The sequence below is a fragment of the Janthinobacterium sp. TPC_1 genome (assembly GCF_056037845.1).
In genome coordinates this window covers 2,433,674-2,446,489 of record NZ_CP195157.1, presented here as the reverse complement: position 1 = coordinate 2,446,489, position 12,816 = coordinate 2,433,674, and the positions used below count along the sequence as shown (strand labels likewise).

9 protein-coding genes and 4 pseudogenes are annotated in these 12,816 nt (G+C 62.4%); 4 read left to right on the top strand and 9 right to left on the bottom strand.

Annotation, left to right across the window (positions count from 1 at the left end; all coding sequences use genetic code 11):
• The first annotated feature begins 228 nt into the window (after nucleotides 1–228).
• The 3 genes from ACQVLG_RS11990 to ACQVLG_RS11980 all read left to right on the top strand — a co-directional run bounded on the left by ACQVLG_RS11990 (nucleotide 229) and on the right by ACQVLG_RS11980 (nucleotide 2,459).
• Nucleotides 229–624 carry a hypothetical protein gene (locus ACQVLG_RS11990; protein WP_211551790.1) on the top strand — a complete coding sequence of 132 codons (396 nt, stop codon included), beginning with the start codon at nucleotides 229–231 and terminating at the stop codon, nucleotides 622–624.
• An 84-nt stretch (nucleotides 625–708) separates the two neighbouring features.
• On the top strand, nucleotides 709–1,665 hold the full coding sequence (locus ACQVLG_RS11985; protein WP_474294714.1) for a homoserine kinase: 957 nt from the start codon (nucleotides 709–711) through the stop codon (nucleotides 1,663–1,665).
• Between the two features lie 2 nt (nucleotides 1,666–1,667).
• Nucleotides 1,668–2,459, top strand: coding sequence for a BPSS1780 family membrane protein (locus ACQVLG_RS11980; protein ID WP_474294712.1), 792 nt, complete (start codon nucleotides 1,668–1,670; stop codon nucleotides 2,457–2,459).
• Between the two features lie 65 nt (nucleotides 2,460–2,524).
• On the opposite strand, the pseudogene ACQVLG_RS11975 reads toward ACQVLG_RS11980, so the two are convergent.
• Nucleotides 2,525–4,833 (bottom strand): annotated as a pseudogene (locus ACQVLG_RS11975) (UvrD-helicase domain-containing protein).
• A gap of 115 nt (nucleotides 4,834–4,948) precedes the next feature.
• Here ACQVLG_RS11975 and ACQVLG_RS11970 point away from each other — a divergent pair.
• On the top strand, nucleotides 4,949–5,224 hold the full coding sequence (locus tag ACQVLG_RS11970) for a hypothetical protein (RefSeq protein WP_474294710.1): 276 nt from the start codon (nucleotides 4,949–4,951) through the stop codon (nucleotides 5,222–5,224).
• Here the strand turns inward: ACQVLG_RS11970 and ACQVLG_RS11965 are convergent.
• From ACQVLG_RS11965 to thiC, 8 genes and pseudogenes are all read right to left on the bottom strand, one after another.
• On the bottom strand, nucleotides 5,221–5,865 hold the full coding sequence (locus ACQVLG_RS11965; protein WP_474294708.1) for a hypothetical protein: 645 nt from the start codon (nucleotides 5,863–5,865) through the stop codon (nucleotides 5,221–5,223). The two genes, ACQVLG_RS11970 and ACQVLG_RS11965, sit on opposite strands and share 4 nt — an antisense overlap.
• Nucleotides 5,866–6,266: 401 nt before the next feature.
• Nucleotides 6,267–7,374 (bottom strand): annotated as a pseudogene (locus tag ACQVLG_RS11960) (S-(hydroxymethyl)glutathione dehydrogenase/class III alcohol dehydrogenase).
• A 214-nt stretch (nucleotides 7,375–7,588) separates the two neighbouring features.
• Nucleotides 7,589–8,224: an ANTAR domain-containing response regulator gene (locus ACQVLG_RS11955; RefSeq protein WP_070290035.1), complete on the bottom strand. Its 636-nt coding sequence runs from the start codon at nucleotides 8,222–8,224 to the stop codon at nucleotides 7,589–7,591.
• A gap of 78 nt (nucleotides 8,225–8,302) precedes the next feature.
• On the bottom strand, nucleotides 8,303–8,926 hold the full coding sequence (gene thiE / locus ACQVLG_RS11950) for a thiamine phosphate synthase (protein ID WP_474294706.1): 624 nt from the start codon (nucleotides 8,924–8,926) through the stop codon (nucleotides 8,303–8,305).
• A gap of 10 nt (nucleotides 8,927–8,936) precedes the next feature.
• Nucleotides 8,937–9,703, bottom strand: a pseudogene (gene thiD / locus ACQVLG_RS11945) (bifunctional hydroxymethylpyrimidine kinase/phosphomethylpyrimidine kinase).
• Nucleotides 9,703–10,500, bottom strand: a complete 798-nt coding sequence (locus ACQVLG_RS11940) for a thiazole synthase (RefSeq protein WP_474294704.1) — start codon at nucleotides 10,498–10,500, stop codon at nucleotides 9,703–9,705. Before ACQVLG_RS11940 ends, thiD begins: the two are co-directional and overlap by 1 nt.
• A 143-nt stretch (nucleotides 10,501–10,643) precedes the next feature.
• Nucleotides 10,644–10,856, bottom strand: coding sequence for a sulfur carrier protein ThiS (gene thiS / locus ACQVLG_RS11935; protein WP_170846499.1), 213 nt, complete (start codon nucleotides 10,854–10,856; stop codon nucleotides 10,644–10,646).
• Between the two features lie 11 nt (nucleotides 10,857–10,867).
• A pseudogene (gene thiC, locus ACQVLG_RS11930) lies at nucleotides 10,868–12,781 on the bottom strand (phosphomethylpyrimidine synthase ThiC).
• Between the last annotated feature and the right edge of the window lie 35 nt (nucleotides 12,782–12,816).

Sequence of the window (12,816 nt, the reverse complement as noted above, 5' to 3'; positions counted from 1 at the left end):
CAGAGTTTAGGGCCGCGCCACCGGCCGCAACGCGCGCCGTTCTTGCTGTTTTTGCCACCCTGGCGGCCCCGTGCGGGCGCGCGGGCAGCCGCTGCCAGCCATTTCGCCGCATTTAATCAGCCGTATTAAGCAGCATTGCCTACCAGTTTGTTACAATGCCTTATAGATAAATTGACGGCATTACACCACTGCACGCGCTGCAGTCCCACACATGGAAGCGAACCCATCATGATGCGTACATCGACACTCTGGACATTCCTCGCCCTGCCCCTGCTGGCATGTTCAGCCATTGCCAGCGCCCAGACGCCGGCCAAACCGAGCGACGCGCCACCCCAGCTCGAACGTATCGAGGAAATGGGCGAAGCGCCCATCACCGTGGCGCCGGCCGCCGCCAAGCAGCAGATTACCGAAAAACGCGAAGCGGGCGTCACCAGCGAGGTGAAAGTCACCAGCGGCGGCAGCACCTATTACATGAAGCCTGCCGCCGGCGCCGACCAGGCCCACGGCGGCGCCCTGCGCGGCCCGCAATGGAAAGTGCTGGAATTTGATCTGGGCAAGAAGAAACAGAAGCAACGCGACGAAGAGGCCGCGGACGCGCCAGCGCCGCCCGCACCAGCGAAGTAAGCAGCCACTCTCTTCTGCCCTGCCCCGGCCATGCGCGGGGGCAGCCGGCTTTTTTTGACCTTTTAGACCATTCCCCTCTTTCCCATGGCAGTTTTTACCGCGCTACACCTGGACGATATCGGCCAGTGGATCACGCAGTTTCCACTCGGCAAACCTCTGGCGCTCAAGGGCATCGCGTCCGGCATCGAAAACAGCAATTTCTTCCTGAGCACGGAGCGCGGCGAGTATGTGCTGACGATCTTTGAAAACCTCAGCTTCGAGCAATTGCCGTTCTATCTGCAACTGATGCGCCATTTGGCGGACCGGGGCGTGCTGGTGCCCGCGCCGATCGCCAATGCGGACGGCGAACTGGTGACGGCCCTGCAAGGCAAGCCGGCCGCCATCGTCAGCAAACTCGACGGCAGCTCGCAGATGGCGCCGCAAGCCGTGCATTGCGCGGCCGTGGGCGCCATGCTGGCGAAAATGCACCTGGCGGCGCAGGACTTCCCCCTGCAGCAGCCGAATTTGCGGGGCCTGGACTGGTGGAACAGCACCACGCCGCTGGTCTTGCACCACCTCGACGATGCCAAAGCGCATTTGCTGCGCGCGGAAATCCATTTCCAGGACGCCTTTGCTGCCTGCGATACCTATAAAGCCATCCCGCGCGGTCCCGTGCATGCCGACTTGTTCCGCAACAACGTCATGTTTGACGGCGAGCGCCTGACGGGCTTTTTCGACTTTTACTTTGCCGGCTGCGATACCTGGCTGTTCGACGTGGCCGTCACCATCAACGACTGGTGCGTGGACCTGGCCACGGGCGTGCTCGACAAGGAAAGAGTGCGCGCCCTGCTCGACGCCTACCGGGCCGTGCGTCCGTTTACGCATGAAGAACAGACGGCATGGCAACCGATGCTGCGCGCTGCCGCGCTGCGCTTCTGGCTGTCGCGCCTGTACGATTATTACCAGCCGCGCGAAGCGGAAATGCTGACCCCGCACGATCCCACGCATTTCGAACGCATTCTGCGCGAACGTATCGCCACACCTGCCCCGGAACTGTTTTAAACATGGAAAAATTACCTGCAAGTACAGGTTGGCAATGGGTGAAACAGGGATTTTCCCTGTTTCGCCAGCAACCTGGCGGCATGTCGATGCTGTTTCTCGGCTATATGTTCTGCATGCTGGCCGTCAGCATCGTGCCCGTGCTGGGCCAAATGCTGCCCGTCATCCTGGTGCCCGTGTTTTCCGTCGCCTTCGTGCAAGGCTGCCTGAATATCGACCAGGGCAAGCGCGTCTTGCCCAGCCTCTTGATTTCGGGCTTCCGCAAGCCGGCCTTTCCGTCCCTGTTCGGCCTGGGCGTACTGTACATCCTGATGGCCATCGTTGCCATCGGCGCCTCGACCCTGGTCGATGATGGCTTGCTGTGGCAGCTTGTCACGGGCCAGCTGACGGAAGAAGCGGCGCGCGCCGCCATCCCCGAATCGCGCCTGGGTCTGGGCATCCTGCTGGCCATCGCGCTGTACGTGCCGGCAGCCATGGCCTTCTGCTTTGCCGCGCCGCTGATCTACTGGCGCCAAACCGGCCTGGGCAAGGCGCTGTTCTTCAGCTTTTTCGCCGTCTGGCGCTCGCTGTCGGCCTTCATCGTCTTCGCCGCCACCTGGTTCGCCATCAGCGTCGTCACCAGCCAGTTGCTGGCCGTCATCTTTGGCCGCACGCCGCTGATGATGCAGATGATGATGCCCCTGTCGATGATATTGACCATCATCATGCATTGCTCGTTCTACGCCGCCTACCGCCAGATCTTCGGCGTGCCCGCCGATGAAAGCAAGACGGTGTCGCTGGATAAGCCGAACGACTGATTTCGATTCTGCACAAAAAAAGGGCAGCCTGCGCAGGCTGCCCTTTCTTATTGCTGCTCAGCAAACTAGCGGCCCAAGCGTTCCAATTTGGCGATGCCCAGATCCAGCACCTTCATGCCGTGCTGGCCGAAGTTGATCTGCGCGCGCGCATTGCCGCCGCCGCCTTCGATATTGACGATCACGCCTTCGCCGAACTTGGCGTGCGCCACGGATTCGCCGATGCGCCAGCCGCCGCCCGTGGCTTTTTGCGCGATCTTTTGCGCTATAGCATTGTCCAAACCGAGGCTGGCCACCTTGGGGGCCTCGTCCCAGGCCGACTTGCGGTTGCCGAACCAGTTCGCCTGCACCTTCGGCGACAGCCATTTCAGCGATTCTTCCGGCAATTCGTCGAAGAAGCGCGACTTCATGTTGTAGCGCGTCTGGCCGTGCAGCATGCGCGTCTGCGAAAAGCTCATATATAAGCGCTTGCGCGCGCGCGTGATGGCCACGTACATCAGCCGGCGTTCCTCTTCCACGCCATTGTCTTCCTTCGAACTGCTTTCGTGCGGGAACAGGCCCTCTTCCAGGCCCGTAATGAAGACGTTGTCGAATTCCAGGCCCTTGGCCGAGTGCACCGTCATCATCTGCAGCGCATCCTGGCCCGCCTGCGCCTGGTTGTCGCCCGCTTCCAGCGATGCGTGCGATAAAAATGCGGAGAGCGGCGACATCACGGCCGGCAGCGGCGCGTCGGCATCCAGAATTTCGATGCCATCCTGGTTGACGACGGGTGCGCCCGACTGCGCCTGGGCGCTTGGGCCCAGGTGGGCCGGTGCGCCCTGTCCAAAACCTTCCTCGGAAATGAACTGGCTGGCCGCGCTGACCATCTGCTCCAGATTCTCGATGCGGTCGGCGCCTTCCTTTTCATTCTGATAATGCTGGAGCAAGGTACTCGCTTCCAGCACGACTCTGACCATTCCGGCAGAGACAATTGCTGGGTTTCAAAGCGCACGCCCTCTATCAGCTTGACGAAGCCGGCCAGCACGCTGCCCGCCTTGCCCGCCACGTAGGGCACGGACGCGTACAGCGAAATGCCGTACTGTTCCGACGCAGCCTGCAATTGCTCGATCGAGCGCATGCCGATGCCGCGCGTGGGGAAGTTGACGACGCGCAAGAAAGCGGAATCGTTGTGCGGATTGTCCATCAGTTGCAAATAAGCAATCGCATGCTTGACCTCGGCGCGCTGGAAGTAGCGCTGGCCGCCATACACGTGGTACGGAATGCTGGCTGAAAACAGCGCGTGCTCGATCACGCGCGACTGCGCGTTCGAACGGTACAGAATCGCGATTTCGCTGCGCGAGGCGCCATCGGCGATCAGGCTCTTCGCCTCGTCGATGATCCACTGCGCTTCCTGCAAGTCGGAACTGGCTTCGTACACGCGCACCTGTTCGCCATGGCCCGCATCCGTGCGCAGATTCTTGCCCAGGCGCTTGCTATTGTTCGCGATCAACACGTTGGCGCTGTCGAGGATGTGGCCGTGCGAGCGGTAGTTCTGCTCCAGCTTGATCAAGTTCTTGACCTGGAACTCATGCTCGAAGGCGCTCATATTGCCGACATTCGCACCGCGGAACGCGTAGATGCTCTGGTCATCGTCGCCGACGGCAAACAGGGCGCCGCCATCGCGGCTGCCGTGGCCGGCCAGCAATTTAAGCCAGTTGTATTGCAGGTTGTTCGTATCCTGGAACTCGTCCACGAGGATGTGGCGGAAGCGCGCCTGGTAATGCTCGCGCAACGGTTGGTTGCGGCTCAGCAATTCATACGTACGCAGCAGCAGTTCCGCAAAATCGACGACGCCTTCGCGCTGGCATTGGTCGTCGTACAGCTGGTACAGCTCGACCATCTTGCGCTCGTGCGCGTCGTACGCTTCCACGTCCGTGGCGCGCAAGCCCTGGTCCTTGGCGTTGTTGATGAAATACATCACCGTCTTCGGCGGGAATTTCTCATCATCAATATTGTTCGCCTTCAACAAGCGCTTGATCACGGATAGCTGATCCTGCGAATCGAGGATCTGGAACGTCTGCGGCAGGGCCGCGTCGCGGTAGTGCGTGCGCAGCAAGCGGTTGCACAGGCCGTGGAAGGTGCCGATCCACATGCCGCGCGTATTGATCGGCAGCATGGCCGACAGGCGCGTGAGCATTTCCTTGGCGGCTTTATTGGTAAACGTCACGGCCAGGATGCCGGGCGGCGATACCTGCTGGGTCTGGATCAGCCACGCGATGCGGGTGGTCAGCACGCGGGTCTTGCCCGAACCGGCGCCGGCCAGGATCAGCGCATGCTGCGCCGGCAAGGTGACGGCGGCCAATTGTTCGGGATTGAGGTTGTGAAGAAGATTTTGCATCCCGTGATTATACCGGCATGGCTAAAAATACTGTGCATTTGTCCAGCGGTCGCGCCGGATTCGCCGCGTGCGCGCTACAATCGGCATCACTGCACAGCCGATGGAAACAACGCCCATGACACCTCCCAGCCACCTCGACGGCGCCCGCGTACTGGCCTGGGCCTGGTCCGACCTGCCCTTCGGCCACGTCACCGATGCGCATGGCGCCGGCCCCGTCGCCATCCACGGCCTGGCCGTGTGCCGCTACGGCGACGAGGCGCAAGTCTACCGTTTCAGCTGCGATGCGCAATGGGAAACGCTGCAGGACGAGGTGTATGCCGGCGAAGACGAGGCCAGGGAGCAGCTGCCGGCACAATACCGCGCCGTGGCTGCCGCCTGGCACGGATCCTAGCGCACCAGTTTTGCCTTGCCTTCGCTGAGCGCCTGGGCGATCACCTGGCGCGTGGTCTTGTCGGCGATCTTGACGACGGCTTCCTGCTGGCGGCCCAGGTCGCCCATCTGCTTGCCCAGCGCATCCATCGGCTTGCTGCGCTGCTCCATCTGGCGCGATATCTGCTCCATTTTCTCCGCCTCGCGCTCATGCACGTCGGCGATGCGGTCGTTGACCTCTTCCATCTCTTCCTGCGCATCTTCCATCTGCTGCTGCAGGCGTTCCACATCGCGCTCGGCCGAGCGGCGCGCCGTGTCGCTCGTGGCCAGCGCCTGGCGGCGCGAGGCGTCACCGAGCTTGCGGCCCAGCTCCTGCTGCTGGCGCCCCAGCACGCGCAGCTGTTCCGACTCGCGCGAATTACCGTTCGCCAGGCTGCGGGCGCCCATCTTGCGGCCCATTTCGCCCATGGCCTTGCCATGCGCGCCCATTTGATCGCCGAGCGCGCCCATCTGCTTGCCGAGCTGTTTCGAGGGCTGCCATGCCGCCCGCACCTTGCCCAGCAAGTCAGCATCCTGCAGCACGTAGGCCTGCCCCTGGTCGCGGAACCACAGGAATGGCCCCTTGATCGTGCGCTTGAGCTTTTCCACCTGTTGCGAGTGCATATCGCTGTCGACGACGATGACACCCTCGCCATCCCTGGTGCCGTGTCGACCAGCGCATAGCTTTCGCCCTTGTCGAGCGAACGGCTGACCTGCACGCTGGGCGCGGCAGGCGGGGCCGGTGGCGCAGGAGGCTGCGGCGGCTGTACGGCCAGCGCGCTGCCGCCAAGCAGGATACCGGCCAGGCTGAGGATCAAACGGTGGGAAGTGGACATGGCTGCCTCGTCGCAAAAGTAGTGGAGCGTTGACTGTAGCGGCAACCGGACCTGGCCTCCAGCGCGCTGCGACAGGCTGCAAAAAGACCCGACTGGATGGCAAACATGGGCGATGGATGGCAAGCGGGCAAAAAAACGGAGGCCTAAGCCTCCGCAAAAACGCCGTGGTACGGCGTAATTCGTAATTTATTAGTACAGCACGACGGAGCGGATCGATTCGCCGCTCTTCATCAGATCGAAACCTTGATTGATATCATCGAGCTTCAGCCTGTGTGTGATCAAATCGTCGATATTGAGCTTGCCTTCCATATACCAGTCGACGATCTTCGGTACGTCCGTGCGGCCGCGCGCGCCGCCGAAGGCGGAACCCTTCCACACGCGCCCCGTCACCAGCTGGAATGGACGGGTGGAAATTTCCTGGCCGGCCGCCGCCACGCCGATGATGATGGACTGGCCCCAGCCCTTGTGGCAGCACTCGAGCGACTGGCGCATGGTGGTGGTGTTGCCTATGCATTCGAACGAATAGTCGGCGCCGCCGTCCGTCAGCTGCACGATGGTGTCGACAACGTTTTCCACTTCGTTGGCGTTGACAAAATGCGTCATGCCGAACTTGCGCGCGATGGCCTGGCGCGCCGGGTTGATGTCGACGCCGATGATTTTATCTGCGCCGACCATCTTCGCCGCCTGGATCACGTTCAGGCCGATGCCGCCCAGGCCGAACACGACGACATTCGCGCCCGCCTCGACCTTGGCCGTAAACAACACGGCGCCCACGCCGGTGGTGACGCCGCAGCCGATGTAGCAGACCTTATCGAACGGTGCGTCTTCGCGCGATCTTCGCCAGGGCGATTTCCGGCACGACGATGTAGTTCGAGAAGGTGGAGGTGCCCATGTAGTGGAAGATGGGCTTGCCGTCGATGGAGAAGCGCGAGGTGGCGTCCGGCATCAGGCCGCGCCCCTGCGTGGAGCGGATCGACTGGCACAAGTTCGTTTTTTGCGACAGGCAGAATTTGCACTGGCGGCATTCCGGCGTGTACAGGGGGATGACGTGGTCATCCTTCTTCAGGCTTTTCACGCCCGGGCCCACGTCGACGACGATGCCGGCGCCTTCATGTCCCAGAATGGACGGGAAGATGCCTTCCGGATCGGCGCCCGACAAGGTGTAGTAATCGGTATGGCAAATACCCGTGGCCTTGATCTCGACCAAGACCTCGCCCTCGCGCGGGCCGGCCAGGTCGACTTCTTCAATGGTCAACGGGGCGCCCGCCTTCCAGGCAATCGCTGCTTTGGTTTTCATGTGTGTCCTGTCAAAATTTTAAGGTGCGCTACAGCGCGCCAGCATTAACCATGATAGCAAGACAATTCGCCGATGACGAGTGCACGCCCGTTCGGAACGCCACGACGTCTGACAAAATCGTAGCGAGCGGATGTGAGTTGTGGCCGAGAAGCGCAGCTGTGCGCATGCACAGTGAGCATCGCCGGCCGCAAATCGCACCGCGCAGTAGATTTTCTCAGACGTTCTTCTTTGCCCGGTTCAAAAATGCACCGTGCAGGCCGTTCAGGGTTTCCTCGGCCAGCAGCAGCTGGCTGGCGATTTCATTGATCTTGCGGCGGCTGGAACGGGCGTGGTCGCGCAACACTTCGAACGCCGTGTTGCGGTCCGTCTGGAACTTGCCCATCAGCAAACCGACGGCCAAACTCGTTTCGCGGCCGGCGGCCAGGGCCGCGTTCAGGTTCAGCTCGGTGCGCCGCAGCTGGCGGATCTCGTCCGCACGCGCCAGGCCCGCTTCGAAGGCGGGCATCAAACGGCCTTCATCGACGGGTTTTACCACGTAGCCGACGGCGCCATAGGCGGCCGCCTGCTTGCCCGATTCGCTGTCGCCGCTGCCGGACAGGAACATGAAGGGCACGCCCGTCTCGCCATGCAGGCGCTTGGCCAATTCCAGGCCGGACATGCCGGGCATGTGGATGTCGAGCAAGGCCAGGTCCGGCTCGCGCTGGGCGATCAGCTGCAGCGCCACTTCGGCCGAATGGGCCAGGGCCGTCTCGTAGCCGGCATGGCGCAGGACTTCGCCGAGGAATTCCAACAGCAGCTGGTCATCGTCAACGATCAGGATAAGGCGTTTCGCGGCGGCTGGCTGACTCATGGGTGGGGGACCTCGGTAATGAATGATGCTCTTATTATATGCCGATTATTGCCCCAAATCAGCCCCGCACTCCCATGCTCACGCCGCAAATAATTGATTGAATTGCTGCACTGCAATATTCACATCATCTGCCTCGTATCCATTGTTAAATACGCTGCTGATGGCCGCCACCATGTCGGCGCCGCGCGCCACCAGCGGCGCCGCGTTGTCCGGCGTCATGCCGCCGATCACCACGCAGGGCAAAACGATCTCGCGTTTGGCCTGCAGCACGATGTCCAAAGGTGTCGTAACCGGATACTTTTTCACCAGCGAGGGATAAAAGCCGCCGAAGGCCACGTAGCTGGCGCCGCCGGCCTCGGCCGTCCGTGCCAGGGCCATGTCGCCATAGCAGGAAGCGCCGACGATCTTGTCCTTGCCCAGCCGGGCGCGCACCTGCGCCACGGACGCATCCGTGCCGCCCACGTGCACGCCGTCCGCGTCGAGCTCTTCGCACAGCGCGATAAAATCGTTGATGATGAAGGGCACGCCATACTTGCGCGCCAGGGCCAGCAGGGCGCCCGCCTGCTCGCGCCGCTGCTCCGCGTCGGCGCTCTTGTGGCGGTATTGCAGCAGGGCCACGCCGCCGTGCAAGGCCTGTTCCGTGATGTCGAGCAGGCGGTCGGTGTCGTCCCAGTTCGGGGTGACCAGATACAGTCCACGCATGATGTTTTCCTTATTGAATGAATCGTTGCGGCATGCGTTGACCGGGCGCAATCGCATACGCATGGGACAAGGCCGCATGGCAATAGGCTTGCGCCAGATCAAGCGCTTCCGGCAGCGCCTGCCCCAGCGCCAGTTGCGCCGCGATGGCGGAGGCCAGGGTGCAGCCGCTGCCGTGAAACTCGCCGGGCAGCCGGGGCCAGCGCCACTCGCGCTCGCCGCCACCGGCGTCAAACCAGCGGTTGACGACCGTCGCGCCTTCGCCATGGCCGCCCGTCACCAGCACGTGCCGGCAGCCTTGCGCAAGCAGGTTGTCTGCTCCACCGAGGGCCGCCGCTTCCGGCCCGTTCGGCACCATCACGGTCGTCACCGGCAGCAAGGGCGCCAGCGCCAGCACGGCGTCGTCCCGGCTGAGCACGTCGCCATGGCCACTGGCCAGCACGGGATCGAGCACGACGGGCAAGTCCGGCCGGGTTTGGCGCAATTTTGCGCGATCAGTTGCGCGATGACGGCCGCGTTCGCGGCGCTGCCGGGAATGCCGATTTTCACGGCATGAATCGCCATCTTGTCGATCAGCGCCTGCGCCTGGCGGCGCAGCAATTCCGGCGCCACAGGCTCGACAGCAAACACGCGGTCATTGTCCTGCACCGTCAGCGCCGTCACGACGGGCAGCGCATGCGCGCCCTGCGCCGCAATGGCGACAATATCGGCGGCGATGCCGGCGCCGCCCGAAGGATCGACGCCGGCAAACACCAGCACTGTCGGCAACGTTGGCACCATCACGCCAGGCGGCCCGCCATCGGCGACGATGGGGAAGCGGCAAATTTGCGCGGCATGCGGCCCGCCAGAAACGCTTCGCGCCCGGCCCGCACGGCCAGTTTCATGGCACGCGCCATGCGCACGGGGTCGCCCGCGCCGGCGATAGCCGTATTCATCAGCACGCCATCGCAACCGAGTTCCATGGCGATGGCCGCATCCGACGCCGTGCCCACGCCGCCCGCGTCGACGAGCACGGGCACCTTGGCCTGGTCGATGATCAGCGACAGATTCCACGGATTCAGGATGCCCATGCCCGAGCCGATCAGCGAGGCCAGCGGCATGACGGCCACGCAGCCGATGTCTTCCAGGATTTTCGCCTGGATGGGGTCGTCGCTGCAGTAGACCATCACGTCAAAGCCATCCTTGACCAGCGCCTCGGCCGCAATTAACGTTTCCGGCATGTGCGGGAACAGGGTCTTTTCATCGCCCAGCACTTCCAGTTTCACCAGATTGCGCCCGCCCAGCAGCTCGCGCGCCAGCTGCAGCGTGTAGACGGCATCTTTTGCGTTGTAGCAGCCGGCCGTGTTCGGCAAAATCGTGTACTGGTCCGGCGGTACGAAGTCGAGCAGGCTGGGCGCGTTCGGGTCCTGGCCAATGTTGACCCGGCGAATCGCCACCGTGATGATCTGCGCCTCGGCCGCATCCGTCGCTTCGCGCGTCTGCGGCAAGTCCTTGTACTTGCCGCTGCCCACCAGCAAGCGCGATTGATACTGTTTGCCTGCGATGGTCAGCAGGTCGTCATGTGTTGCGGTATTCATGTGCTTTTCCTTAAGTTTTTAAACGTCCGAAGAAAACCGTAGCGAGCGACGATGATTTGTGGCCGAGACGCGCAACCGTGCTAGAGCACGGTGAGCATCACAGGCCGCAAAGCGCGACGCGCAGTAGGTTTGCTTGGACGTTCTCAGCCACCGCCGATGGCGCGTACAATTTCCACTTGGTCTTGCGTTTGCAAGACCTGTCCCGGCCACGCCTTGCGCGGCACGACGTTGCGGTTGACGGCCAGCGCCAGCGCCTGGTTTTCTAGCGACAGCGCGGCGATCAGTTGATCGAGGGTTTGCCCCGGCGGCACCTGGTGCGGCGCGCCGTTGAGCGTGATGGATATCAATGCAGGCATCACGCTCTCCTTCAGACCTTGCGGTACAGCTCGGCGCCGTTCTTGATGAATTCGATGGCCCTTGATTTCCATGCCCTGCTTGAGCGCCTTGTCTTCCGCGATGCCCATGCCGGCCGCATATTCGCGCACTTCCTGCGTGATCTTCATCGAACAGAAATGGGGGCCGCACATGGAGCAGAAATGCGCCACCTTGGCCGAATCCTTGGGCAAGGTTTCATCGTGGAATTCGCGCGCCTTGTCCGGGTCCAGGCCGATGTTGAACTGGTCGTCCCAGCGGAATTCGAAGCGGGCTTTAGACAGGGCGTTGTCGCGGATCTGCGCGCCCGGATGGCCTTTCGCCAGGTCGGCCGCATGCGCCGCAATCTTGTAGGTGATGATGCCATCCTTGACGTCCGCCTTGTTGGGCAAGCCCAGGTGTTCCTTCGGCGTCACGTAGCACAGCATGGCCGTGCCGTACCAGCCTATCATGGCCGCGCCGATGCCCGAAGTGATGTGGTCGTAGCCGGGCGCGATGTCGGTGGTCAACGGTCCCAGGGTGTAGAACGGTGCTTCGCCGCACTGTTCCAGCTGCAAGTCCATGTTTTCTTTAATGAGTTGCATGGGTACATGGCCCGGGCCTTCGATCATTACCTGTACATCGTGCTTCCAGGCAACCTGCGTCAGCTCGCCCAGGGTCTTCAGTTCGCCCAGCTGCGCTTCGTCATTGGCGTCGTAGATGGAGCCGGGGCGCAAGCCGTCGCCCAGCGAGAACGACACGTCGTAGGCCTTCATGATTTCGCAGATTTCTTCGAAATGCGTGTACAGGAACGATTCCTGGTGGTGCGCCAAACACCATTTCGCCATGATGGAGCCGCCGCGCGAAACGATGCCCGTCAGGCGCTTGGCCGTCATCGGCACGTAGCGCAGCAAGACGCCCGCGTGGATGGTGAAGTAATCGACGCCCTGCTCGGCCTGTTCAATGAGGGTGTCGCGGAAGATTTCCCAAGTTAAATCTTCGGCCTTGCCGTTGACCTTTTCCAGCGCCTGGTAGATGGGCACGGTGCCGATCGGTACGGGGTGTTGCGCACGATCCATTCGCGCGTTTCGTGGATGTGCTTGCCGGTGGACAAGTCCATCACGTTATCGCCGCCCCAGCGGATGGCCCAGGTCATCTTTTCCACTTCCTCGCCGATGGAAGACGTCACGGCGGAATTGCCGATGTTTGCGTTGATTTTCACGAGGAAATTGCGGCCGATAATCATCGGTTCGACTTCCGGGTGATTGATGTTGGCAGGAATGATGGCGCGGCCGCGGGCGATTTCCTCGCGCACGAATTCCGGCGTGATCTCGGCCGGGATGCTGGCGCCGAACGACTGGCCCGGATGCTGGCGGCCCATCAGGTCGGCCAGGCGTTCGCCCATGGGGCCGGAAGCCTTGAGTTCGCGCAAATACTCCTGACGGCGCATGTTTTCACGGATGGCGACGAATTCCATTTCCGGCGTGATGATGCCTTGGCGCGCGTAATGCATTTGCGTCACGTTCTTGCCGGCAATGGCGCGGCGCGGCTTGCGGTGCAAGTTGAAACGCAGTTCGGCCAGCTTCGGGTCCGCCAGGCGGGCGATGCCATAGTCGGAGGTGGGGCCGGGCAATTCTTCCGTGTCGGCCCGCTCCATGATCCATGGCAGGCGCGGCGTATCGAGGCCCGAGCGGATGTCGATGTTCACGTCCGGATCCGTGTACGGGCCGGAGGTGTCGTAGACGTAGATCGGCGGATTCTTTTCGCCGCCGAACGACGCTTCCGTGTCGGACTGGCTGATTTCGCGCATGGGCACGCGGATGTCGGGACGGCTGCCTTCGACGTAGATCTTGCGCGAATTGGGCAGCGGCGCGATGGCGGCTTCGTCGACCGTGGCGGTGGCGGAGAGGAATTTCGGGTTGGCGTTCATTTTGGCTCCTTGGCTAGACTATTTTTAAGCCTGGA

Bases quoted from the DNA above. Each gene is read 5' to 3' on its own strand.
- ACQVLG_RS11990 (WP_211551790.1), top strand. From the start codon at position 229: ATGATGCGTACATCGACACTCTGGACATTCCTCGCCCTGCCCCTGCTG.
- ACQVLG_RS11985 (WP_474294714.1), top strand. From the start codon at position 709: ATGGCAGTTTTTACCGCGCTACACCTGGACGATATCGGCCAGTGGATC.
- ACQVLG_RS11980 (WP_474294712.1), top strand. From the start codon at position 1,668: ATGGAAAAATTACCTGCAAGTACAGGTTGGCAATGGGTGAAACAGGGA.
- ACQVLG_RS11970 (WP_474294710.1), top strand. From the start codon at position 4,949: ATGACACCTCCCAGCCACCTCGACGGCGCCCGCGTACTGGCCTGGGCC.
- ACQVLG_RS11965 (WP_474294708.1), bottom strand. From the start codon at position 5,865: ATGCACTCGCAACAGGTGGAAAAGCTCAAGCGCACGATCAAGGGGCCA.
- ACQVLG_RS11955 (WP_070290035.1), bottom strand. From the start codon at position 8,224: ATGAGTCAGCCAGCCGCCGCGAAACGCCTTATCCTGATCGTTGACGAT.
- thiE (WP_474294706.1), bottom strand. From the start codon at position 8,926: ATGCGTGGACTGTATCTGGTCACCCCGAACTGGGACGACACCGACCGC.
- ACQVLG_RS11940 (WP_474294704.1), bottom strand. From the start codon at position 10,500: ATGAATACCGCAACACATGACGACCTGCTGACCATCGCAGGCAAACAG.
- thiS (WP_170846499.1), bottom strand. From the start codon at position 10,856: ATGCCTGCATTGATATCCATCACGCTCAACGGCGCGCCGCACCAGGTG.